General features: G+C 71.2%; 10 protein-coding genes. 6 read left to right on the top strand and 4 right to left on the bottom strand.

Going from position 1 to position 23,320, the window contains the following annotated elements; translation table 11 throughout:
• Positions 1–19 precede the first annotated feature (19 nt).
• A complete protein-coding gene (locus ACFYY7_RS23675) occupies positions 20–4,039 on the top strand; it encodes a type I polyketide synthase (protein ID WP_388664191.1) in 4,020 nt (1,339 codons plus the stop codon).
• 85 nt (positions 4,040–4,124) lie between these two features.
• On the opposite strand, the gene ACFYY7_RS23670 is transcribed toward ACFYY7_RS23675, so the two are convergent.
• From ACFYY7_RS23670 to ACFYY7_RS23660, 3 genes are all read right to left on the bottom strand, one after another.
• Positions 4,125–4,544 carry a hypothetical protein gene (locus ACFYY7_RS23670; protein WP_388664189.1) on the bottom strand — a complete coding sequence of 140 codons (420 nt, stop codon included), beginning with the start codon at positions 4,542–4,544 and terminating at the stop codon, positions 4,125–4,127.
• Positions 4,545–4,861: 317 nt separating this feature from the next.
• Positions 4,862–7,885: an amino acid adenylation domain-containing protein gene (locus ACFYY7_RS23665; RefSeq protein WP_388664187.1), complete on the bottom strand. Its 3,024-nt coding sequence runs from the start codon at positions 7,883–7,885 to the stop codon at positions 4,862–4,864.
• 41 nt (positions 7,886–7,926) lie between these two features.
• Positions 7,927–8,943: a TauD/TfdA family dioxygenase gene (locus ACFYY7_RS23660; protein ID WP_388664186.1), complete on the bottom strand. Its 1,017-nt coding sequence runs from the start codon at positions 8,941–8,943 to the stop codon at positions 7,927–7,929.
• Positions 8,944–9,324: 381 nt separating this feature from the next.
• Between ACFYY7_RS23660 and ACFYY7_RS23655 the strand changes: the two genes are divergently transcribed.
• Positions 9,325–10,239 (top strand): menaquinone biosynthetic enzyme MqnA/MqnD family protein, encoded by a 915-nt coding sequence (locus ACFYY7_RS23655; RefSeq protein ID WP_388664230.1) that lies wholly within the window; start codon positions 9,325–9,327, stop codon positions 10,237–10,239.
• 167 nt (positions 10,240–10,406) lie between these two features.
• The gene (locus ACFYY7_RS23650; RefSeq protein WP_388664184.1) at positions 10,407–19,208 is read left to right on the top strand and encodes an SDR family NAD(P)-dependent oxidoreductase; all 8,802 of its coding nucleotides are present in this window, start codon (positions 10,407–10,409) and stop codon (positions 19,206–19,208) included.
• A gap of 88 nt (positions 19,209–19,296) precedes the next feature.
• On the opposite strand, the gene ACFYY7_RS23645 is transcribed toward ACFYY7_RS23650, so the two are convergent.
• A complete protein-coding gene (locus ACFYY7_RS23645; RefSeq protein ID WP_388664183.1) occupies positions 19,297–19,557 on the bottom strand; it encodes a DUF5988 family protein in 261 nt (86 codons plus the stop codon).
• A 222-nt stretch (positions 19,558–19,779) separates the two neighbouring features.
• Between ACFYY7_RS23645 and ACFYY7_RS23640 the strand changes: the two genes are divergently transcribed.
• The 3 genes from ACFYY7_RS23640 (at position 19,780) to ACFYY7_RS23630 (ending at position 23,120) form a co-directional block, all read left to right on the top strand.
• The gene (locus ACFYY7_RS23640; RefSeq protein WP_388664181.1) at positions 19,780–20,847 is read left to right on the top strand and encodes a helix-turn-helix domain-containing protein; all 1,068 of its coding nucleotides are present in this window, start codon (positions 19,780–19,782) and stop codon (positions 20,845–20,847) included.
• Between the two features lie 93 nt (positions 20,848–20,940).
• Positions 20,941–22,203, top strand: coding sequence for an FAD-dependent oxidoreductase (locus tag ACFYY7_RS23635; RefSeq protein WP_388664180.1), 1,263 nt, complete (start codon positions 20,941–20,943; stop codon positions 22,201–22,203).
• 146 nt (positions 22,204–22,349) lie between these two features.
• Positions 22,350–23,120 (top strand): thioesterase II family protein, encoded by a 771-nt coding sequence (locus tag ACFYY7_RS23630; RefSeq protein ID WP_383723892.1) that lies wholly within the window; start codon positions 22,350–22,352, stop codon positions 23,118–23,120.
• Positions 23,121–23,320 lie beyond the last annotated feature (200 nt).

Below are 23,320 nucleotides of genomic sequence, written 5' to 3'. Positions count from 1 at the left end.
CGTACAGGGGGAACAGCTGATGGATTCCGGTGCCGACCAGATCGTCGAGGCGCTCCGCTCCGCCCTCGTGGACAACGAGCGGTTGAAACTGCAGAACCAGCGGTTGGCCGACGCGTCGACCGAGCCCATCGCCATCGTCGGGATGAGCTGCCGGCTGCCCGGCGGTGCCGACTCCCCGGAGGCGCTGTGGCAGCTCGTGCTCGACGGCCGGGACGCCGTCTCGGCCGTCCCCACCGACCGGGGCTGGGATCCGGCGTGGCTGCGCGGCCCCGACGAACCGGCCGATGCACCGGTTTCGTTGGAGGGCGGCTTCGTCCACGACGCCCCGTGCTTCGACCCGGCCCCGTTCGGGATCAGCCCGCGCGAGGCCCTGGCCATGGACCCGCAGCAGCGCCTGCTGCTGGAGGCCACCTGGGAGGCCCTCGAACGCGGCGGATTCGACCCGACCGCGCTGAAGGGGACACCCACCGGCGTCTTCGTCGGCTGCTCGGCCTCCGGGTACAGCGCGACCATGTACGGAGACGCGCAGGGCAGCGAGTCGTACCTGCTCACCGGCACCGCCGGTGGTGTGCTCTCCGGCCGCATCTCCTACGCCTTCGGCCTGGAGGGCCCTGCCGTCACCGTGGACACGGCGTGCTCGTCGTCGTCCGTGGCGCTCCACCTGGCCGTCCAGTCGCTGCGCAAGGGCGAATGCACGCTCGCCGTCGCGGGCGGCGCCGCCGTCATCGCCACCCCCGGTGTCTTCTCCGAGTTCAGCAAGCAGGGCGGGCTGGCCGCCGACGGCCGCTGCAAGGCCTTCGCCGACTCCGCCGACGGCACCGGCTGGGCCGAGGGCACCGGCATGGTGCTCCTGGAGCGGCTCTCGGAAGCCCGCCGCAACGGCCACGAGGTACTGGCCGTCATCCGTGGCTCCGCCGTCAACCAGGACGGCGCGAGCAACGGCCTCACGGCCCCCAGCGGCCCGGCCCAGCGCCGCGTCATCCGGCAGGCCCTCGCCGACGCCCGCCTGACCACGGCCGATGTCGACGTCGTCGAGGCACATGGCACCGGCACCACCCTGGGCGACCCGATCGAGGCCCAGGCCCTGCTCGCCACGTACGGCCAGAACCGCCCCGAGGACCGCCCGCTGTGGCTGGGCTCCCTGAAGTCGAACATGGGCCACCCGCAGGCCACCGCCGGTGTCGCGGGCGTCATCAAGATGGTCATGGCCATCCGCAACGGCATCCTGCCGCGCACCCTGCACGCCGAGGAGCCCTCGACCCATGTCAAGTGGTCGGCGGGCGCGGTCCGGCTGCTCGACGAGCAGCAACCCTGGCCCGAGACCGGCCGGGCACGCCGGGCGGGCGTCTCCTCGTTCGGCATGAGCGGTACGAACGTCCACCTCATCGTGGAGGAGGCGCCGGAGGAGGAGCAGCCCGCGACGCCGGAGCGGGAGCCGGGGAAGGCAGCCTCCGTGGCCGGGCCCACCGTCGTCCCCTGGGTGCTGTCGGCCAAGACGGAGAAGGCCCTGCGCGCCCAGGCCGGGCGCCTGCTCGACCGCGTACGCGAGGACACGAACACGTCCCTCACGGACATCGGCTACTCCCTCGCCCTGACCCGGACGGCGTTCAACCACCGGGCGGCCGTGGTGGCCGGTGAACGCGCGGACTTCCTCGCCGCCCTGGAGTCCCTCGCCGAGGGCGCACCTGCGGCCACGGCCATGTCCGGCGTGGCCGGCCGGGGCTCCCGCCCCGTGTTCGTGTTCCCGGGGCAGGGCGCCCAGTGGACCGGCATGGCAGTGGAACTGCTCGACTCCTCCCCGGTGTTCGCGGCGCGGATGGCGGAGTGCGCGACGGCGCTGGAGCCGTACACCGACTGGTCGCTGACCGATGTCGTACGCGGCGCGGACGGCGCACCGGGCCTCGACCGGGTCGATGTGGTGCAGCCGGTGCTGTGGGCCGTGATGGTGTCGCTGGCGGAGGTGTGGCGGTCGTACGGTGTCGAGCCGGCCGCCGTGATCGGTCACTCCCAGGGTGAGATCGCGGCGGCCGCCGTCGCCGGCATCCTGTCCCTGAGCGACGCGGCGAAGGTCGTCGCCCTGCGCAGCCGGGCCATCATCGCGCTCGCCGGCCGTGGCGGCATGGTGTCGGTGGCCCAGCCCGCAACCTGGGTGCGCGAGAAGATCACGGCCTGGCACGGCCGGATCTCCATCGCCGCCGTCAACGGCCCTTCCTCCGTGGTCGTTTCGGGCGATCCGGAGGCCCTGGACGAGCTGGTTGTGGACTGCCGGTCCAACGACATCCGCGCCCGCAAGATCGATGTCGACTACGCCTCGCACTCCGCGCACGTCGAGGGGATCGAGGCCGAACTAGCCCGACTCCTGGCCGGCATCACCCCGCAGACCGGCGGTACGCCCCTCTACTCCTCCCTCACCGGCCGGCTGCTCGACGGTACGGAGATGGGCGCGGGCTACTGGTACAACAACCTCCGCGAAACCGTCGAGTTCGAACAGGCCACCCGCGCCGCCCTCGCCGACGGCCACAGCATCTTCATCGAGGTCAGCCCCCATCCCGTCCTCGCGATCGGCCTCCAGGGCACCGTCGAGAACGTCGGCGCCGATGCCGCGGTCCTCGGCACCCTGCGCCGCCAGGAAGGCGGTCAGGACCGGTTCCTGACTTCCCTGGCCGAGGCCCACTGCCACGGCACCACCGTCGACTGGCAGACCGTCTTCGCCGACACCGGCGCCACCCGCACCCACCTCCCCACCTACGCCTTCCAGCGCACCCACTACTGGCCGGCCCCGCCCGCACCCGGCACCTTCTTCCCGGCCCCCGCGCCCTCGGGCGAGTCGGCCGGGACGATCGACGAGGAAGAGGCGGCCCAGGCGAGCGAGGAGTTCGCCGCGCGCCTGCGGGACACGCCCGCCGCGGAGCGGCACTGGCTGCTCGTCGGCCTCGTGACGCAGCACGCCGCCGCCGTCCTCGGCCACGACTCGGCCGAGGCCATCGAGAAGGACACCAACTTCCTCGAGCAGGGCTTCGACTCCCTGACCGCGCTCAGGATGCGCAACAACCTTCAGCAGGTCCTCGGCGTCACCCTGTCGCCCACCCTGCTGTTCGACCACTCCACCCCGGTCCGGCTCGCCCGCCACCTCGCCGAACGTCTGCTCGGCACCGAGGCCGGCACCGAGGACGACGAGACCGCGGACGAGACCCCGCAGCCCGGCGCCAACGGCCTGCTCGGGCAGCTCTTCCGGCACAGCCGTGACATCGGCAGGCCCGTGGAGTACACGGAACTGCTGATCAACCTGGCCTCCTTCCGCCCGACGTACGAGGACCACACGAGCCTGGAGACACCGCACCGCGCGGTCCCGCTGGGCCGGACCGGCGGGGAGGAGGCACGCCCCGCGCTGATCAGCTGCTGCACCATGTCGATGCTGTCCGGCGCCCACGAGTACGCACGCCTGGCGGCGGGCTTCCGCGGGGTGCGGGACGTCTACGCCCTCCCGCACCCCGGGTTCGGAGCCGGCCAGGACCTGCCCGCGAGCCGCGACACACTGCTGCGCACCCACGCGGACACGGTCCTGCGGACCGTCGGCGACCGCCCGTTCGTCCTCACCGGCCACTCCGGCGGCGCCATGGTCGCCAACGTCCTCTCACTGGAACTGGCCCGCCAGGGCCGCGCCCCCGACGCCGTGGTCCTCATGGACAGCTACCCCGTCGACAGCGAGGTGCTCGTCAACTGGATCCCGCAGATGCTCGACGGAATGGTCGAACGGGACAGTGCGTACACACCGATGGACGACTACCGCACCACGGCCTGGGCGGCGTACCTCCAGTTCTTCTTCGACTGGAAGGCCCAGCCGCTCGACGTACCCACCCTCCTGGTCCGCGCGGCCGACCCGCTCGGCACCATCCCCGAGGACGCCGACTGGCGCGCCCAGTGGCCGTACGAACACGACGTGGTCGACGTACCCGGTGACCACTTCACGATGCTGGGCGACCACTCGGAGGACGTCGCCAAGCGCATCCAGGAGTGGCTGAACGACCAGGGTCTGTAGACGGTCCCCGACAATCCCGCCGCTCGGAGGCGTCCGTCCCACGACGGACGCCTCCGTGTCGGTGCCGCGTACGCGGCCCTGGCGGCTACGCCTGCCAGGGGGGCTGGGCAGGCGTGGGTGCCCCACCCGGGGCGGGATGGGTTACCCCGGTGCCGGTGGTTCGTGGCTCGGTCCGGCCACCCCTCTTGGACACCACGGCGCAGACCGCGAAGGTCACCCCGAGCAGGCCGAAGATGATGGCCAAGTTGCCCTTCGCCTGGATGTCCGCCTGCCGCGCTGCAATCTGCCTCTCCCAGAGCGCCGCATCCTTCTGCATGGTCGACTGGTGCTCGAAGAAGCACTTGAAGAAGAGCTGATCGGGCGGGGTATCTGCCTCGGTCTCGCAATCGGCATCCTCGAAAAGCTCTAGCGTGCTGCCGAATTCGCCCACCGGCTCATCGGGCACCCGAGAGCTCGCGTCCAGTGCGACCGCCGACAAGATCATCGCCGTGATCATGCTGAGCATCGCCAAGACGATACAAAAGACGGTTCCGGCACTGCGCTCTTGGGATGACATGACAGGGAGATTAACGGCATGCGTGAACCACTGTCAGCCCGGCTGTACTTCCTGACCAGTTCGCCGGGTGCGTCCGAATTCTCGGGGATGGGCCGGTGGTTTTCACATCGAGACCCAGATGGTTGTACGACCACGGCACGTACCGCGCCGACCGCTGGAAAGTGCTTTTGGCCTTTGCGTAACGAACTGCAGCCCCGCAGTGCCTGCGGGGCTGCAGACGGCGCCGAGCCGTTGCGGGTCGTGCTCCTCCACGCCGGGGGCGTACGTCAGCGCAGGCTCTCCGCGACCTCCGTGACGTGTCGGAGGGTCGGGCGGGCGATGAAGCGTGCCAGGTGGGACATGAACTCCTTCTCCCGGGCCGGGGGCACCAGTTGCGAGGCCACCCGGGCCAGCATCGTCAGCAGGGTCACCGAGTCGCCGCCCAGGGCGTGGAAGTCCGGTTCCTGGCCCAGCCGGGTCGCGGGCAGGCCCAGGGTGTCGGACCAGATCTCCGCCACCGCCGCCTCGATGCCCGAGCGTTCCCCGGCCGGCTCCGGTGCCTCCGACGGCTCCCCGGACGTCTCGAACGGGGTCGGCAGGGCGGAGACGTCGACCTTGCCGTTCGGGGTCAGCGGCAGCTCCGGGATCACCAGGGTCGTGCCGGGGACCATGTAGCGCGGCAGCCGCTCGGCGACGTACGCGGCGAGTGCGTCGGTCGGCACCTCCGCGTCGTCGAGCACGACCCACGCGTACAGCGCCTTGTCGGTCGTCCCCGGACGCGTCAGGCCCGCGACGAAGGCACTGGCCACCGCCGGGTGCTCCTCCAGGGTGTGGGCGATCTCGGCCGGCTCCACCCGGTGGCCGTGCACCTTGACCTGCTCGTCGGTGCGGCCCGCCGACTCCAGCTCACCGGACGGCAGCAGCCGGGCCAGGTCACCGCTGCGGTAGACCCGGGTGCCGTCGGCGAGGCGCAGGAAGCGCTCCGCGTTCAGATCGGGGCGGCCCCGGTAGCCGCGGGCGAGCTGGTCCCCGGCCAGGAACATCTCGCCGACCTCGCCCGGCTCGACGAAGCAGCCGCGCGCGTCCAGCAGATGGATGTGGGTGCCGGGGGTCGGCAGGCCGATCGGGACCGACGGCAGCTCGGCATCGCGCGCCGGGTCGAACTCCCGGGACATGCAGCCGATCGTCGTCTCCGTCGGACCGTACTCGTTGAAGATGTGGCACTGCGGGCCGAAGATCTCCTGCGCCCGCGCGGCGACCGAGCCGCGCAGCAGCTCGCCCCCCGCGACGACCGTACGGAAGCCCGTGGGCCGCAGCCCCAGCCGGCTGATCAGGTCCAGGTGGGTCGGCGTGAGCTTGAGCGCGTTGGCTCCCGAGGAGGTCAGCATCTCCCGCAGCACCACATGGTCGAGGTCGTCCGGGACCAGGGTGATGGAACCGCCGACCAGCAGCGGCAGGAACAGCGCCGTGTTGGACAGGTCGAACGCCAGCGAGGTGAACAGCGGGTAGCAGGTGGTGTCGTTCACGCCGTAGGTACGGATCGCCCAGTCGGCGAACACCGTCAGCTGGGCGTGCTCGATCTCCACACCCTTGGGGCGGCCCGTCGAGCCGGACGTGTAGATGATGTACGCGAGATCGCCTGGCCGTACGTTGTCATCGCCGCCGCCTGCGGCCGGGTGGCCCCCGCGGTCGGCGAGGTCCTCCAGGACCGCTGCCTCGCAGCCCACCGGCACCAGCTCGCGCTTGGCGAGCACCCGGTCGACCAGGCACACGCTCGCGCGGGCGTCCCTAAGCAGCCCGGACAGGCGCTGGTCGGGATGGGCCGGGTCCAGCGGCAGATATGCCGCCCCGGCCTTGAGCACGCCCCAGATGCCCGCCATCGCCGCGACGGTCCGACCCGCTGCCAGACCCACGACCGAACCGCGGCCCAGCCCCCGGTCCCGCAGCTCCGCCGCGATCGCGTCCGCCTTGCGGCTCAGCTCCGCGTAACTGACCGGCCCCTCCGGCCCGTTCAGCGCGATCGCGTCCGGTGTACGGGCCGCCTGCGCCTCGAACTGCTCCACCACCGTGCCGGTCCGGGCCGGCGGCAGGGCCGGGGCGTTGCCCGCCCACTCCCTGCGATGGGCGGGCGACAGCTCCTCCTCGATCGCGTCGAGAAGCGCCTCCGCCCGCTGGGCGGTCCCCGGGCCGTCGTGCCAGCCGATGGTGATCTCCGTACGGCCGTCGAACTCCAGCAGGTCCACCTCCGGAGGACCGACCGGACCGGAGTTCGGCAGCGCGAAGACGTCGGTGGCCCGGAAGGCCGGGGTGCTCAGCGCGTCCGGGGTGATCCTCCCCATGCTGGAGAGCGTCGCGAGAGCGGAGTACTTGTTCTGCGCGGCCGAGTACGCGTCGAGCTCGGAGATCTGACGGCGCAGGATGTCCAGCGGCACGGACGTCATGACGGTGTCGGCGCGGGCCGCCAGGTCGTGCCCCTCGGCCAGCAGCGTCAGCATCCGCTCATGAGCGTCCTCCCACCCCGCGTCGGCATCCACCTCGAACAGCGGATTGTGGGTGAGGTTGCCCGTCGAGCGCAGCTCGGGCGCGTAACGGCGCAGGTCCACCGGAACCATGAAACGCCCGGTCCGCACACCGCGGGCCCGGGCGATGGCGAGCGCGACCTTGGCGACCGCACCGGGGTGCGATCCGTCGATGGTGCGGCGGCGCCAGAAGAAGCCCCGGTTCTCTCCGCCGGCGGCCCGGGGGCCCAGCGCGGACGGCCAGTCCAGATCCGCCTGGATACCGGGGGAGGACTTCACGCCCGCCGCGTCGAGCCGGTCGAGCAGCTGCGCCTCGCTCACCGCGTCCGGCGCCCCGAGCAGCGGCTCACCGCGCAGCGCCCGGAACACCTCCTCGGCCCAGAACATCAGGCCCTTGCCGTCGAGCGCGCCGTGGAAGGCACGGAAGACGATGTGCGTACCACCGGAGTGCCCCGACAGCAGTACTTCGCAGGTGGGCCCGCCGTCGCCCATCAGCGGGCGGTGCAGGTCCGGTGCGTCGGCGGCAGGGTCCAGGCTGCCTTCGGGCAGCTCCCGTACGGCCGGTGCCTCACCGCTGTCCGTCCAGGTCATGCCCGTGCGGGTGAGCCGGGTACCGGGGCAGGAGCGCGCCGCCCGCCCGACGGCGGCGGCCAGCTCGGGCCGGCCGACGAGCCCGGTGCCCTGCACGAACAGATGCATGACACCGGGCACCGAGTCCGGATAGACCAGGAACCAGGCCTCCATGGGGGAGACCGGCCGACTGTAGATGGTGGGGTCCGCCCCGATGGGCATGGTCTGCTACCTCTCCTTGGTGTTCAGCGGTCCCGGAGTGTTCAGCGGGCCGGGGGTGCCGGTGCCGAGCTCTGCAGCACCTGGCCGCCGTCCGGCCGCGACGCGCGCGACCTCCGGTGGTCGATGTGTACGAAAATCCGCTGGAGCCAGCGGTCAGCGCCGTCATAGCGCGGCTGGAACGCGTTCCGGCCGTGCAACGCCATCCGGTTGTCGACCAGCGCGAGGTCGCCCGGAGCCAGCAGGAGTTCCTGGTAGCTGTGGTCGACCGCCTTCTCCAGCAGGATCAGAGCGTCGGCCGCGGTGTCGTCCAGCGCCGTCGTGCTGCTGAAATCGACCGTCAGATCCGGGTCGTCGACGCTGCCGGTCAGGACACCGCGCGGCTCCTCGCTGCCCGGCGGCATGGCGAACGACGCCGGTGCGGCGATCGTGAAACGCGGCTCGTGCAGGATCGCCCGGACCGGCTCCGGGAGCAGCGGCACGATGCGGCGGACCGACGCAATGCGCAGCTTCGCCACGTTCGCGTGGTCGTTGCGCACACACATCAGGCCGACGAAGTCCGGGCGCAGCGGGTGGAAGGCGTTCTCCGTGTGCATGTTGAGCTTGGTGGAGCCCGCGTTGCCCTGGAAGCTCTCCATGCCGGGCACCGGGACCACGTCCTGCACCAGGGCGCCGGACTTCTCCTTGTCGAAGGCGACCACCTCGCCCAGTGCCATGCCGATGAGGGCGAGAGCCGCGGCCGGCACCGTGGCGGTGCGCTGCACCGAGCCGGCGACGGACGGCGTGGCCGGTGTCCCGCCGGGCGCGTGCTGCGGCAGGTTGCGCAGCAGCAGCATCGCGTCGGTCCCCGGATCCCAGGTGAACTCCCGCAGCCGGGCCCGCAGCCTGGACGGCAGCTCGCTCGACAGCGAGCGCGCGGCGGCGATCCAGCGGGGGGCGTCGATCAGACGGGGAGCCGTACCGGACAGCTCTTCGGCCAGGGCGGTGAGTTCGGCTTTCTCCGCATCGTCCAGGTGCAAGACCGGATCGACGATGCTTGCCACCTCCGTATGGGAAGACATAAGTCTCCATTCGTTGTCGAGATGTCGTGAGCGAATGCCAAGTGCTTTTCGAGCAGGCTACGAGCGCCCAGAAACGTGGGCAACCCTTATCGGTAGGGGTGTCACCCCTACCGTTGAAGGACACTTGCTGCAAGGACACTTGGTGCCACTCCGGAAAGCGGAGTTCGCTCTCAGGGGCGCGCTACGGTGGCTGCTCTCACAGCTCTTTGGCGGCGGCCGATAAATGCATCAAAAACAAGTTCCGGCAGCCTGTCGGCCACGGTCAGGGATTCAGAATTCGAGCAATCGGAAGCGTTGATAACCTTGAGCGCACAGACGACGGAAATAGAACCTTCGCAGCTCTCCGGATCGCTGGAGTGCGCGGACCAGGAATTCGCCGGAATGGGGTTCGGTGAGTTCGGTGAATTCGGGCGGGCCGCGACGTTCAAGCGGAACCGCCCCCGTGTCGGCCACATCTCGTTCCTGAACTGCCTGCCCCTGTACTGGGGTCTGGCGAAGACCGGCAGCCTGCTCGACCTCGACGTCACCAGGGCGAGCCCCGAAATCCTCAATGCCGCCCTGGCCGAGGGCCGGCTGGACATCGGCCCGATCAGCGTCCTCGAGTACCTCAAGCACGCCGAGGACCTGGTCGTCCTGCCTGACATCGCGATCGGCAGCGACGGCGACGTGCAGTCCTGCCTGATCTTCAGCAAGGTGCCGCTCGATGAACTCGACGGCGCGAAGGTCGCCCTCGGTTCCGCCAGCCGCACCTCCGTCCGCCTCGCCCAGCTGCTGCTCGGCGAGCAGATCGGGGTGAACCCCCGGTACGAGGTCACCGAACCCGATCTCGACGTGATGATGCGCGATGCCCAGGCCGGTGTGCTCATCGGCGATGTCGCGCTGCGCGCCGCCCTGTACGAGGCCCCGGGGCTCGGCCTGCGGGTGCACGACCTCGGCGGAATGTGGCGGGACTGGACGGGACTGCCCTTCGTCTTCGCGGTCATGGCCGTCCGGCGGGAATTCCTGGCCCGTGAGCCCGGAATCGTCCACCGCGTCCACGAGGACCTCAGGATCGCGCGGGACCTCTCCCTCCAGGAGATCGACCTGATCTGCGAACAGGCCGCGGAATGGGAGACGTTCACTTCGGAGACGCTGAAGGACTATTACCTCAACGGCCTCGATTTTGATTTCGGGCCACGGCAGCTCGCTGCCCTCACCGAGTTCGCGCGCAGGGTCGGTGGGCCGGACGCCGGATTCCCCGCGGATCTGCGGATCGACGTCCTCGGACTGCATCCGCAGGGGCAAAACAGGGGGTGACAGGGGTTCAGCCCCGTATCCCGGCGGATCAAACTGTCCGCAACACTCCGGACCGGAGTCCGCCGCTCGGTGTGCGAGGCCAAGAGGGCGCAAGAGGGCCGAGCGGGCCGAGCGGGCCGAGCGGGCCCAGGCCAAGAGGGGCCGAATCGAGAGACGGATATGGTGACATGCTGCGTGCCGAGCTGATCCGCCCATTCCCTGAAATTCTGCGGGGGCACGCCGAACGGTCCGCCGGGAAAACGGCATTCCGCGACGCGCGCAGGGCCGTCACGTACGCAGACCTGGAGCAGCGCACCGGTCGGCTCGCCGGACATCTGGCGGCCCTCGGGCTGCAACCCGGGGACCGTGTCGTGATCCTGCTCGGCAACCGTGTCGAGACCGTCGAGAGCTACCTCGCGGCGATCCGCGCCGCAGCCGTGGGCGTCCCCGTCAACCCGCACTCCGCCGACACCGAGCTCGCCCACATCCTCGCCGACAGCGGCGCCCGCGCCGTCATCACCGACTCGGCGCATGTCGACCAGGTCCGGCGCGCGGGGAGGGGCGGGGGTGCCGGGGGTGCCGGTGGGGTCATCGGTGCTGGAGGTGCTGGAGGTGCTGGAGGTGCTGGAGGTGCTGGAGGTGCTGCGGGTGCCGGGGGCGCTGGGGGCCGGGCGCCGGTTCTGGTCGTCGTTCCGGACACCGGCTTCGCGGGATCCGCCGTCGGCCCCGGCACCGTCTGCTACGAGACGCTCGCCACCACCGAACCCGTCACCCCCGCCCGGGACTCCCTCGGCCTGGACGACATCACCTGGCAGCTGTACACCTCCGGAACCACCGGCAAACCCAAGGGCGTGCTCTCCACCCAGCGGAGCGCCCTGTGGTCGGTCGCCGCCTCGTACGCGCCGATCGCGGGGCTGTCCGCCGACGCCCGGGTCGTCTGGCCGCTCCCGCTCTTCCACAGCTTCTCCCACATCGCGTGCGTCGTCGGCGTGACCGCCGTCGGTGCCACCGCCCGTATCCTCGACGGCTTCTCGGCCGAGGACGTCTCGGCCGCCGTGCGCGAGGAGTCCGCCACCTTCCTAGCCGGCGTCCCCGCCCTCTACCAGCATCTGGTCGACGCCGCCGACGGACAGTCGCTGCGGGGCACCGGACTGCGCACCTGCATGGTCGCCGGAGCCATCACGACCGCCGCGCTCCAGACGGCCTTCGAATCGGCCTACGGCGTACCGCTGCTCAACCTCTACGGCAGTACCGAGGCCTGCGGCGCCATCACCATGAACACCGCCACCGGTCCCCGGGTCGAGGGCTCCTGCGGCCTGCCCGTCCCCGGCCTCGACGTACGACTCGTCGATCCCGACTCCGGACGGGACAGCGCACCGGGCGCCGAGGGCGAGATCTGGGTCAAGGGCCCCAACGTGATGGCCGGCTACCACAACCGGCCCGAGGCCACCGCCGAAGTCCTCACCGACGGCTGGTACCGGACCGGCGACCTCGCCCGCCGCGCCCCGTCGGGCCACATCACCATCAGTGGCCGACTGAAGGAACTCATCATCCGTGGTGGGGAGAACATCCACCCGACGGAGGTCGAGGACGTCCTGCGCGCCCTGCCCGGCGTCGCCGACGTCGCCGTCACCGGGAAGCCGGACACCGTCCTCGGCGAAGTTCCGGTCGCCTTCCTCGTGCCCGGCCCCGGAGGACTGCCCGCCCCCGCCGAACTCCTCGCCGCCTGCCGGACCCACCTCTCGTACTTCAAGGCCCCGCACGAGTTCCACGCCGTCGCCCGGATCCCCCGTACCGCCTCGGGCAAGATCACCCGCCACGCCCTGCTCGACCACCCCGCCCGCCTGTTGGCCGCGTCCACCGCCGACAACGTCCTCCACCGCCCTCGGTGGTCCCCCCGCCCGGCCACGTCCGGGGGCGGCCGGACCTCAGCGCAGGGAAGCTGGGCGGTGCTCGGAGGAGGTCGGGCCGGGCCCGCATCCGTGCCCGGGCCTGCATCCGTACCCGGGCTGGTGTCCGCGTTGCGGAACGCGGGGGCCACCGTACGGACCCATCCCGATGCGGCCTCACTCATCGCCGATCTGGCCGCCGGTGCCGCGCCGCCCGACCGGGTCCTGCTCCTGCCCGTCGCGCACAGCGATCCGGTCGCCGTCGTGGACGAGTCGACCGGAGCGGTCGACGAACTCCTCGCGTGCGGCGCCCTCCAGGCCGCCCGACTCGTCGTGGTCACCCACGGCGCGGTGTCCACCGGCCCCGGCGACCCGCTCCGCGACCCGGCCCAGGCAGCGGCACGCGGCGCCCTGCGCACCCTCGACGACAGCCACCCCGGCCGCTGCACCCGCATCGACCTGGAAGCGCCCGCCCCCGAGGACCAGGACCTGCTCGCTCTCCTCGACGCCGTCGACAGCGGCGTCGGAGAGGGAGCCGTCCGGCACGGCCGGGTTCTTGTTCCCGGACTGCGCGACATTCCCCACATCGGGTCCGGGGCATCCTCCGACAGCCCACTCGACCCCCGGGGAACGGTCCTGGTCACCGGCGCCGAGGACCCGGCCACGACCGACCTCGTCCGTCACCTCGTCAATGCCCACGAAGTACGACGCGTCCTGCTGCCGTACACCACCGAGGAGCACACGGCGACGGCCCTGAGCGCCGAACTGGCGGACACGGAAGCCGAGATCACCGCCATCGCCGTCGACCCCGCCGCCGTCGACCCCGCAGACCCGGCCGCTCTCGCCACCCTGATCCCGCACCCACTCTCCCTCGTGGTGCACACCCTTCCCGCCGGGCTGCGCGCGGCCGTCGACACCACCCTGCCCCTCCAGCACATCGCCGGGCCCGCCCGCCTGCTGCTGATCGCCCCGCCGGGCACGGATCCCGCCGCCGAGGCCTTCGCCCACGCCCTCGCAGCCCAGCGCCACGCACGCGGCCTGCCCGCTCTCGCCCTTACGACCGGAGCCGGCCTCACGGGCCGCGCACGCACGGCCGCGCTCGACGCCGCACTGCTGCTCGACGACGAACACTGCCTCGTCGCGGACCCCGACACCACTGCGACGGCCGAGCCCGCGCCGCAGTCCGCCGCACCCGAACCCGCAACCGTCCGGCGACTGCGCGACGAGCTCGCGGGCCAGAGCGAGGAAGAACAGCTGCGAAGCCTCCTCGAACTCGTCCGCACCGAAGCCGCCGAGGTCGCCCAACTGCCCACGGCACACGAGATCGAGCCGGACCGGGCGTTCAAGGACCTCGGCTTCACCTCCCAGGCGGCCGTCCGGCTCCGCAGCCGCCTCACAGCCGCCACCGGCCTCGTCCTCCCGGCCACCCTGGCCTTCGACCACCCCACACCGGAAGCCGTCGCCCGCCACCTCCACACACTCCTGACCAGCACGGGTACGGGTATTGGTACGGGACTCGCGGGCACTTCGACGGAGCACACCACCAAGACCGGTGCTACTTCCGACGAGCCGATCGCGATCGTCGCGATGGCCTGCCGGCTCCCCGGCGGCATCGCATCACCGGACGACCTCTGGAAGATGGTCACCGACGGCGGCCACGGCATTACGCCCTTCCCCGAGGACCGGGGCTGGGACCTGACCGCCCTCTACCACCCCGACCCGGAACACCCGGGCACGATGTACGTCCGCGACAGCGGATTCCTGCACGACGCCGCCGAGTTCGACGCCCACTTCTTCGGCATCAAGCCGCGCGAGGCCCTCGCGATGGACCCGCAGCAGCGCCTTGTCCTGGAGACCTCCTGGGAGACCCTGGAGCGCGCGGGCATCACCCCGCGCTCCCTGCGCGGTACCCGGACCGGCGTGTACGTCGGCCTCATGAACCACGACTACGCCGGCGACACCGGTGCCGCCCTCGGCGCGGCCGAGGGATACGTGTGCACCGGCACCGCAGGCAGCGTCGCCTCCGGCCGCGTCTCCTACGTCCTGGGCCTGGAGGGGCCGGCGGTGACGGTGGACACGGCCTGCTCGTCGTCGCTGGTCGCCCTGCACCTGGCGGCCCAGGCGCTGCGGGCGGGGGAGTGCGACCTGGCACTTGCGGGCGGTGTGACCGTCATGGCGGGGCCCGGCTCGTTCATAGAGTTCAGCCGCCAGGGCGGCCTGGCCGCCGACGGCCGGTGCAAGCCGTTCTCGGACGACGCGGACGGCACCGGCTGGTCCGAGGGCGTCGGCATGCTCCTCGTCGAGCGTCTCTCCGACGCCCGGCGCAACGGCCATCAGGTGCTGGCGGTCGTCGCCGGATCCGCGGTCAACCAGGACGGTGCGTCGAACGGCCTGACGGCTCCGAACGGCCCGTCGCAGCAGCGCGTCATCCGCCAGGCCCTCGCCAACGCTCAGCTCTCGGGCGTTCAGGTCGATGCGGTCGAGGCGCACGGTACGGGTACGAAGCTGGGGGACCCGATCGAGGCCCAGGCGTTGTTGGCCACGTATGGGCAGGATCGCCCGGAGGGCCGGCCGTTGTGGTTGGGGTCGTTGAAGTCGAATATCGGTCATACGCAGGCTGCGGCGGGTGTCGCGGGTGTGATCAAGATGGTTCTGGCGATGCGTCATGGTGTGCTGCCACAGACTCTGAATGTCGGTGTGCCTTCGTCGAAGGTGGACTGGTCGGTGGGTGCGGTGGAGTTGCTGGCGGAGGCGCGGGAGTGGCCGGAGGTGGGTGGTCGTCCGCGTCGGGCTGGTGTGTCGTCGTTCGGGATCAGTGGGACGAACGCGCACGTGATTCTGGAGCAGGCGCAGGAGGAGCCGGAGGCGGTCGAGTCTTCGGCTGTCGGGTCGGTGTTGCCGGTGGTGCCGTGGGTGCTGTCGGCGAAGTCGGAGGAGGCGTTGGCGGGTCAGGCGGAGCGGTTGCTCGGCCTGGTGGGTGCTGCTTCGGCGCTGGATGTGGGTTACTCGCTGGCTGTGACGCGTACGGCGTTCGAGCACCGTGCGGTGGTGGTCGGTGAGGACCGTGAGGCGTTGCTGCGGGCGGTGTCCGAGGGCCGGTCGGTGCCGGGTGTTGTCCGTGGCACTGTGCGGAGTGGTCGTTCGGCGTTCCTGTTCTCGGGGCAGGGGTCGCAGCGGGCCGGGATGGGCCGGGAGCTGTACGAGGCGTACCCGGTGTTCGCAGATGCGTTCGACGCGGTCTGCGCGGAGCTGGACCGGTATCTCGACCAGCCGGTCAGGGACATCGTGTTCGGTGGGTCGGAGCTGATCGACCAGACCGTCTACACGCAGGCGGGGCTGTTCGCTGTTGAGGTTGCGCTGTTCCGGCTGCTGGAGCACTGGGCTGTCACGCCCGACTACCTGCTCGGCCACTCGATCGGTGAGCTGGCCGCCGCCCACGTGGCGGGTGTGTGGTCGTTGGAGGACGCGGCGGCGCTGGTCGCCGCGCGGGGTCGTCTGATGCAGGCGCTGCCGATGGGCGGGGCGATGGTCGCCGTCCAGGCCACGGAGGCGGAGGTCCTGCCGTTGCTGGTGGAGGGCGTGTCGATCGCGGCTCTGAACGGTCCGGACTCCGTCGTCATCTCGGGTGACGAGGACGCGGTGCTGGCCATCGCGTCGGGCTTCGCGAAGACCAAGCGCCTCCGCGTCAGCCACGCCTTCCACTCGCCGCGCATGGAGCCCATGCTCGCCGAGTTCAAGACGGTCGCGGAGAACCTGACCTTCCATGCACCGCGGATCCCCATCGTCTCCAACCTCACTGGGGAACTGGCCGGTGAGGAGCTGCTGAGCGCCGATTACTGGGTGGACCACGTCCGCCAGGCGGTCCGTTTCCTCGATGGCGTACGTCAGTTGGAGGCTCAGGGCGTCACGACGTACCTGGAGCTCGGCCCCGGCGGTGTCCTCTCCGCGATGGGCCAGTCCTGCGTCACCGACGACGAGGCCGGCTTCGTACCGGCCCTGCGGAAGAACCGCGCCGAACCCGACGCCCTCACCACCGCCCTCGCCGAACTCCACGTCCGAGGCAAGGCCGCCGACTGGACGGCGTACTACGCCAACACCGGCGCCCAGCGCACCGACCTGCCCACCTACGCCTTCGACCACCAGCACTACTGGCTGGTGTCCTCAGGCGGTTCCGCGGGGGATCCTGGCAATCTCGGCCTCGAATCGGCCGGGCACCCGCTGCTCGGTGCAATGACCGAGATGGCCGGTGCCGGCTCGGCCCTCTTCACCGGGCGCCTTGCTGCCACCTCGCACCCCTGGCTCGCCGATCACGTCGTCATGGGCACGCGGATCGTCCCGGGCACCGCCCTGGTCGAGTGGGCCCTTCATGCGGGTCAGCGTGTGGGGGCCGCAGTGCTGGAGGAGCTGACCCTGCAGGCTCCGCTGGTCCTGCCCGAACAGGGCGCCGTAGTCGTGCAGATCGCCGTGGAGGCCCCGGCGGAGGATGGGCGGCGTGTCGTCCGCATCCACTCGCGTGTTGCCGCCGACATCGGTGGCACCTGGGTTTCGCATGCCTCGGGTGTGCTGGCTGACGCCCCGGCGGCGGGCGCCGAGTCGCTCGCGGACTGGCCGCCCACCGGGGCTGTCGAGGTCGAGGCCGACGCGGTCTACGAGGAGCTCGCCGGACTCGGCCTGGAGTACGGGCCGGCCTTCCGCGGCCTGCGCGCCGTCTGGCGGCGTGGCGACGAGATCTTTGCCGAGGCGGCCCTGCCGGAGGCGCTGCGCGGCGCCGCTGACGGCTTCGGGCTCCATCCCGCGCTCATGGACGCCGCCCTGCATCCCATGGGCCTGGGCACCAGTGCCGGGCTGCCCTTCGCCTGGAGCGACGTACGGCTGCACGCGGTGGGTGCCGAGCGGCTGCGTGTGCGGATCACCCGGACCGATGAGCCGGCCGACCCGGAGAGTCCGGGCGCCTCGGTCCTGCTCGCGGACGGTACGGGTGCTCCCGTGGCCTCCATCGGCTCGTTGGCGCTGCGGCCCGTGACGCGGGAGCAGCTGGCGGAACGGACCCACGGTTCCGGCGGGGGTGCCCGGTCCCTGTACCGGATCGGCTGGAGCGAGCTGGACGCGGCTCGGCCGGCCGCCGGCGCGGCCGCGGAGGTCGACGTCATCGAGGTGCCGGGCCCGGCCGACGGAGTGGACGCTGTGGCCGACGTTCACCACCGGGTGACGCGGGCCTTGGAACGGTTGCAGGTGTGGCTGTCCGAGGAGCGCCCCGAGGGCGAGCGGGTGGTCGTGGCCACTCGTGGTGCCGTTGCGATCGAGGGCGAGGAGGTGCGGGACCTCGGTGCAGCCGCTGTGTGGGGCCTCGTACGTTCCGCCCAGTCCGAACACCCCGGCCGCATCGTTCTCATAGATACGCACCCGGACCATGACCACGAACATGACCAGGAACATGATCACGACCATGACCACGAACATGATCACGACCATGACCGCGAACATGATCATGACCATCATCGCGACCGTCACGACCGCAGTCACGTTCAGGAACCGGAGCCCGATCCGGGCGCGCTCGTCGCCGTCGGAGAGCCGCAGCTCGCCGTGCGTGGCCGACAGCTCCACGCCGCCCGTCTGATCCGGACGACCCCCACCGGGACCGATGACGCCATCGACGGGCGCCCGGATGTCGAGGGCACGGTCCTGGTCACCGGTGCCTCCGGCACGCTCGGCGGCCTGATGGCCCGGCACCTCGCCGGAGCCTGGGGTGCGCGGGATCTCGTCCTGGTGAGCCGGCGCGGCGCGCAGGCACCGGGTGCGGCCGAACTCGTCGCCGAACTGGAAGCCCTCGGCGCCTCGGCCCGTTTCGAGGCGTGCGATGTGGCGGACGGGCAGGCCCTCGCCGCGCTCGTCGGCGGAATACGCGCCACGGGCCGGCTCGCCGGTGTCGTGCACACCGCGGGCGTCCTCGACGACGGGGTGTTCGGCTCGCTGACCGGGGAGCGCCTCTCGGGTGTGTTCCGCCCGAAGGCCGACGCGGCCTGGCAGTTGCACGAGCTGACCGCGGACCTGGACCTCTCCTTCTTCGTCCTGTTCTCCTCCGTCTCCGGCGTGGTCGGGCAGCCTGGCCAGGCCAACTACGCGGCGGCGAACACCTATCTGGACGCGCTGGCGCAGTACCGCAGGGCCCGAGGGCTGCCTGCCACCTCCCTCGCCTGGGGGCCGTGGGCCGAGGGCGGCATGTTCGGGAGGATGAGCGAGGCCGACGTACGACGGCTCAAGCGGTCCGGAATGGTGCCGATGTCGTCGGCCGAAGGGCTGGAACTGTTCGACAGCGCTGTTGCGTCCGGTGAGCCCGCCGTCGTCCCTGTCCTGCTCGACCTGCCCGAATGGCGCCGTGCGGCCTCGGACAGTGGCGTCGTCCCGCATCTGATGCGGTCGCTCGTACGTGTCACACCGCGACGGGCCGCGAACGACTCGGGCGTGTCTGCGCCGGAGGAGTCGCTGCGGACCCGCCTGGAGGCGCTCGCCCCGGAGGAACGCCGGGGCGCCATGCTGGAGGTCGTCACCACGGAGGCCGCCGCGGTGCTCGGACACGCGCCCGGGTACCGGATCAAACCGCAGCAGACCTTCAGCGAACTGGGCTTCGACTCCCTGACGGCCGTCGAGTTCAGGAACCGGCTCGGTGCCGCGACGGGCCTGCGGCTGCCCCCGACGCTGATCTTCAACTACCCGACGGCCGAAGCCCTGGCCGCTCACATCCTCGGCCTGGCGGCTCCGGCCGGTACCGGCACTGGTGCCAGTACCACCCCGGCACCGGCCGATCCCGGTGCGGAACTGCACCGGCTGGAGGCGGCGTTCGCCGCGCTCACCCCGGAACGGGTGCGGGAGCTGGCCCCCGACAGCGAGGCGATGGACGAGGTGGCGGACCGTCTGAAGGCCCTGGCATCGCAATGGCGCGAGGCCCGGGAGACGCTCGCCGCCATGGCGGAGAACCCCGACGCACCCGATGGGCCCCATGGAGCCGACGGGGCCGGCCCGGAAGACATGCGTGAGGAGCTGGACTCCGCGACGGACGACGAGCTGTTCGCCTTCATCGACCAGCGCTTCAGTGCCTCCTGAAAGACGGAACGGCAGGAGAGAACGACAAAGGGCCTGCCCCGCCGTCCGCGGCGGGGCAGGCCCGAAGGGGGCCGACGTGCGTGGTGGGCTACTCGGCGATCTTGGTGCGGCCGACCCACTGGAAGGTCTTGGGGCCCGGCCCGATCCCGGAGCCGGCTTCGACTGCGGCGTCGAGGGGCGTGTAGTGCTCGTACCCGTTGCCATAGCGGATCTTGATCTTCTCGTCGGAGAAGATCACCTCGTTGTTGTAGTCGGCCAGATTTACGGTCCCGGAAAGGTCGACAGGCCCTCCTTCGAGTCGGACGGGGTCCTTCGCCGTATCGGCGGAGATAGCGATGATATTTGGCATGGGAACACCTCTCGTCTCGATTTCGATTCTTCTTCGGGCACCCCGTTCCGGGCACCCCTGATTCCCCCCTATAGGGGGCCAGGGATTTGAGTAGGGGGCACCCTCTCCTGATCTCATGAGGGTAACTGTCGTTAATTCGTATGCCGTTCGGATCGGAATCCCGGACGCCGGAAAAGGCTGGAAGGGGATCTTCTGGTGGAAACCTTGGGGATAGACGCCCGAATGCAGCCCGTGTACCGCGCGCTCCTGGAACGGAACGGCCGGCGGGCGGCCGAACTCGCCGCCTGCCTCGGCCAGGAGGAGGACAGCGTCGACGAGGCGCTCGGCCGCCTCGCCGAACTCTCCCTGGTCCGCCGCCTGCCCGGCAGCCCCGCCGTTTGGACCGTCGTCGCACCCGAGCTCGGACTGGGCGCCCTCCTCGCCCGCCAGGAGGCCGACCTGGCCCGCCGCGCCCACGAGGCGCACGAGAGCCGTGCCGCCGTCATGTCGCTGCTGGCGGCCAACGAACCCCGCCGCACCGGGACAACCGACGCCGGAGTCACCCGCCTCCGAGGCCCCGAGGAGATACGGCTCGGTCTCGACCGGCTGTTCCGCCAGGCCGCCGGGGAGATCGCCTGCGCCCTGCCCGGCACCTCCGGACTCCAGCACGTCCTGCAGGGCGAACCCGACACCGCCGAACGAGCCCTGGCCCGTGGCGTCCGTATCCGCGCCCTGCACCTCACCGGCGCCCGCAACAGCGCGACCCGCAGCGCGTACGGCCGTCGGCTCGCCGACTCCGGCGCCGAGATCCGGACCGCCGCGACCGTGCCCGTACCCCTGACCGTCGTGGACCGTTCCGTCGCCGTCGTGCAGAGTGCCCCCGACGACGAGACGGGCACGTCCGGCGCCGCCGACCTCGTGACTTCCCCGGTCCTGGTGACCGCTCTGTACGCCTTGTTCGAACGCGAATGGGCTGCGGCGCTGCCCGGCGGCGCACAGCCGCAACGGCGCGAGAGCGGGCTCAACGACCAGGAACACGCGCTGCTCGAACTGCTCTGCGAAGGACTCACCGACGAGATGGCCGCCCGCAGGCTCGGCGTATCCCTTCGGACCGTCCGCCGCACCATGTCCGACCTGCTCACCCGCACCGGCGTCAGGAGCCGGTTCCAGATCGGCGTGGTCACCGGCGCCCGCGGCTGGACCGACGCCCCGTGCAGCGGCCTGCGCGCCGTACCGGGCCCCCGCGCGGCTCCGGACGGAATCCCGGACGGAATCCCGGACGGGGCCTCACCAAAGCGCCGGACCGCCTGACCTCCCGAACCCCCAGCACCTCCGGCCCCCCCAGCACCCCCGCACCCCGTACAGGAACCACCACCACCACCGACCGATTCAGAGGGCAGGGACATGGCAGAGAAGTACGACGTGATCGTGGCCGGCGGCGGGTCCGCCGGTGTCGCGGCGGCGGTCGCCGCCGCCAGGGCGGGTGCCCGCACCCTGCTCGTGGAGCGCGGACCGTGCCTGGGCGGCGCGGCCACCCTGCGCAACGTCCTCACGTACTGCGGGATCTACACCCGTGAGGACCCGCCCCGCCAAGTGGTCTTCGGCATCGCCGAGGAGGTCCTGGCGGCGCTGCGCTCCGAAGGCGCTGTCACAGCCCCCCAGCGCTTCAACGGCGTGTGCGTGGTCTTCGACCCCGAGGCCGTCAAACGCGCCCTCGACAGACTGTGCGCCGAGGCCGGTGTCGATGTGCGTCTGTACAGCCATGTCGCCGAGGCCCGCCGCGAGGGCCGTCGCGTCACATCCGTCCGTATCGCCGACCACCACGGCATCACGGAGGTCACCGCCGAGGCCTTCGTCGATGCCACCGGCGAGGCCGATCTCGCCGCCTTCGCCGGCTCCGCCGTCCGCTACGGCAATGACGGCATGGTTCAGAACGGCTCCCTGGGCGTCCGCTTCGGCGGGATCCCGCCGCACGCGGACGTCTCCCGCGCCCGCGTCTCCGCCGCAGTCCACGCGGCCCGCGAACGCGGCATCGGCCCGCTGGTCTCCGCCAACGGACTGGTGGCCCGGCTGCCGTTGTCCGGCGATGTCATCGCGTACATCGTCGACGAGGGCTACGACGCCCGGGACTCCGCCGAAGTCAGCCGCGCCGAGGCCAGCGCCCGGGTCCAGGCCCGCGCCTACCTCGACGTCATACGTACGCTCCCTGACTGCGAGAACGCCTACATCGTCAGCACCGGGCCCGAGATCGGCACCCGCGAGTCCCGCCACATCGCCGGCCGCTACCGGCTGAGCGTCGACGAAGTCCTCGGCGGCGCCCACTTCGACGACGCCATCGCCGTCGGTGCCTGGCCCATCGAGTACCACCCGGCCCCCGGCGTCCCCTCCCAGTGGCTCTTCATCGACGACGACGGATACTTCGAGATCCCTCTCCGCGCCCTGTGGAGCGCCGACACCGACAATCTGTTCGCGGCGGGCCGGAACGTGGACGGGGACCGCATGGCGGGCGGATCCCTGCGGGTCATGGGAACGGCCTTCGCCACCGGACAGGCCGCCGGCATCGCCGCCGCGCTCGTCGCCCGTGACGGCATCGCGCTGAGCACCGAAGACGTGCGCGGCGAGCTGTTCCGCCAGGGCGCCCGCCTTCCCGAGCCCGCTCTCACCTGACGACTGCCACCACTGAGCGGCCCCGACCCCTACCGGAATCCCGAATATAGGGGGAATAGCAAGGACCGGAGGGGTTGGGGGAGCGGCCTCCGCCTCCTACCGTCGTCATCAAGTGGCGGGAAAAGCGGAAAGGACCGATCTCTCATATGGCTGTCCCGGAGATAGACCGCGGACTGTGGATCCGCAATTTCCACGAAATGCCCGGCCGGAAGACCAGACTCGTTTGCCTGCCGCACGCCGGCGGTTCGGCTTCTTTCTTCTTCCCGGTTTCGCGAGCCCTTTCTTCCGAACTGGACGTCGTGTCGATCCAGTATCCGGGACGGCAGGACCGCCGCCAGGAGAAGTGCGTGGAGACCATCGGTGAGCTCGCCCGCCAGATCGTCGAGGTTCTCGACCCGCGGCCCGGCGGACAGCCGATCGCCCTCTTCGGCCACAGCCTCGGCGCCACCCTCGGCTTCGAGATGGCCCGCCTGATGGAGGAGCGCGACGCCGCCCCCGTCCACCTCTTCGCCTCCGGCCGCCGCGCCCCGTCGCGCTCCCGCGACGAGTCCGTGCACCTGCGCGACGACGAGGGAATCCTCACCGAACTGCGTGAACTCAGCGGCACGGACGACCGCGTCCTGGGCAGCGAGGAGGTCCTGCGCATGGCCCTGCCGGCCATCCGCAACGACTACCGGGCCGCCGAGACGTACGTGTACGAGCCGGGGCCCGCCCTGTCCTGCCCCATCACCGTCTTCACCGGCGACAACGACCCCAAGGTCACCCTGGACGAGGCACGCGCCTGGTCCACCCACACCTCCGCCGACTTCCAGATGCACACCTACACCGGCGGGCACTTCTTCCTCACCGACCACCAGCCGGCGATGCTCAGGACGATCTCCGGCCGACTGGCCCCCGTCGCGGTCGGCGCGACGTAGCAGCACAGCGACGTAGCAGCACAGCGACGAATCAGCACAGCGACGAAGTAGCGCAGCAACGAGGCAGCGCAGCGACGCACGCCGTGAGAAGCGCAACGACACACGCCACGACGGAAGCTGCGTCACACGCAACGACACAAGGCACCGGGACGGGCGGGCGGCGTGGCCGGACAGGCCGCTCTCCGCCCGCTTTCGCCGTC

The organism is Streptomyces sp. NPDC001933 (genome assembly GCF_042890955.1).
Classification (GTDB): domain Bacteria; phylum Actinomycetota; class Actinomycetes; order Streptomycetales; family Streptomycetaceae; genus Streptomyces.
The sequence above is the reverse complement of the archived record's forward strand: the minus strand, read 5'-3'. Positions and strand labels throughout refer to the sequence as shown.

Coding starts and splice junctions, on each gene's coding strand:
- ACFYY7_RS23675 (WP_388664191.1), top strand. CDS start 20: ATGGATTCCGGTGCCGACCAGATCGTCGAGGCGCTCCGCTCCGCCCTC.
- ACFYY7_RS23670 (WP_388664189.1), bottom strand. CDS start 4,544: ATGCTCAGCATGATCACGGCGATGATCTTGTCGGCGGTCGCACTGGAC.
- ACFYY7_RS23665 (WP_388664187.1), bottom strand. CDS start 7,885: ATGCCCATCGGGGCGGACCCCACCATCTACAGTCGGCCGGTCTCCCCC.
- ACFYY7_RS23660 (WP_388664186.1), bottom strand. CDS start 8,943: ATGTCTTCCCATACGGAGGTGGCAAGCATCGTCGATCCGGTCTTGCAC.
- ACFYY7_RS23655 (WP_388664230.1), top strand. CDS start 9,325: ATGGGGTTCGGTGAGTTCGGTGAATTCGGGCGGGCCGCGACGTTCAAG.
- ACFYY7_RS23650 (WP_388664184.1), top strand. CDS start 10,407: ATGCTGCGTGCCGAGCTGATCCGCCCATTCCCTGAAATTCTGCGGGGG.
- ACFYY7_RS23645 (WP_388664183.1), bottom strand. CDS start 19,557: ATGCCAAATATCATCGCTATCTCCGCCGATACGGCGAAGGACCCCGTC.
- ACFYY7_RS23640 (WP_388664181.1), top strand. CDS start 19,780: ATGCAGCCCGTGTACCGCGCGCTCCTGGAACGGAACGGCCGGCGGGCG.
- ACFYY7_RS23635 (WP_388664180.1), top strand. CDS start 20,941: ATGGCAGAGAAGTACGACGTGATCGTGGCCGGCGGCGGGTCCGCCGGT.
- ACFYY7_RS23630 (WP_383723892.1), top strand. CDS start 22,350: ATGGCTGTCCCGGAGATAGACCGCGGACTGTGGATCCGCAATTTCCAC.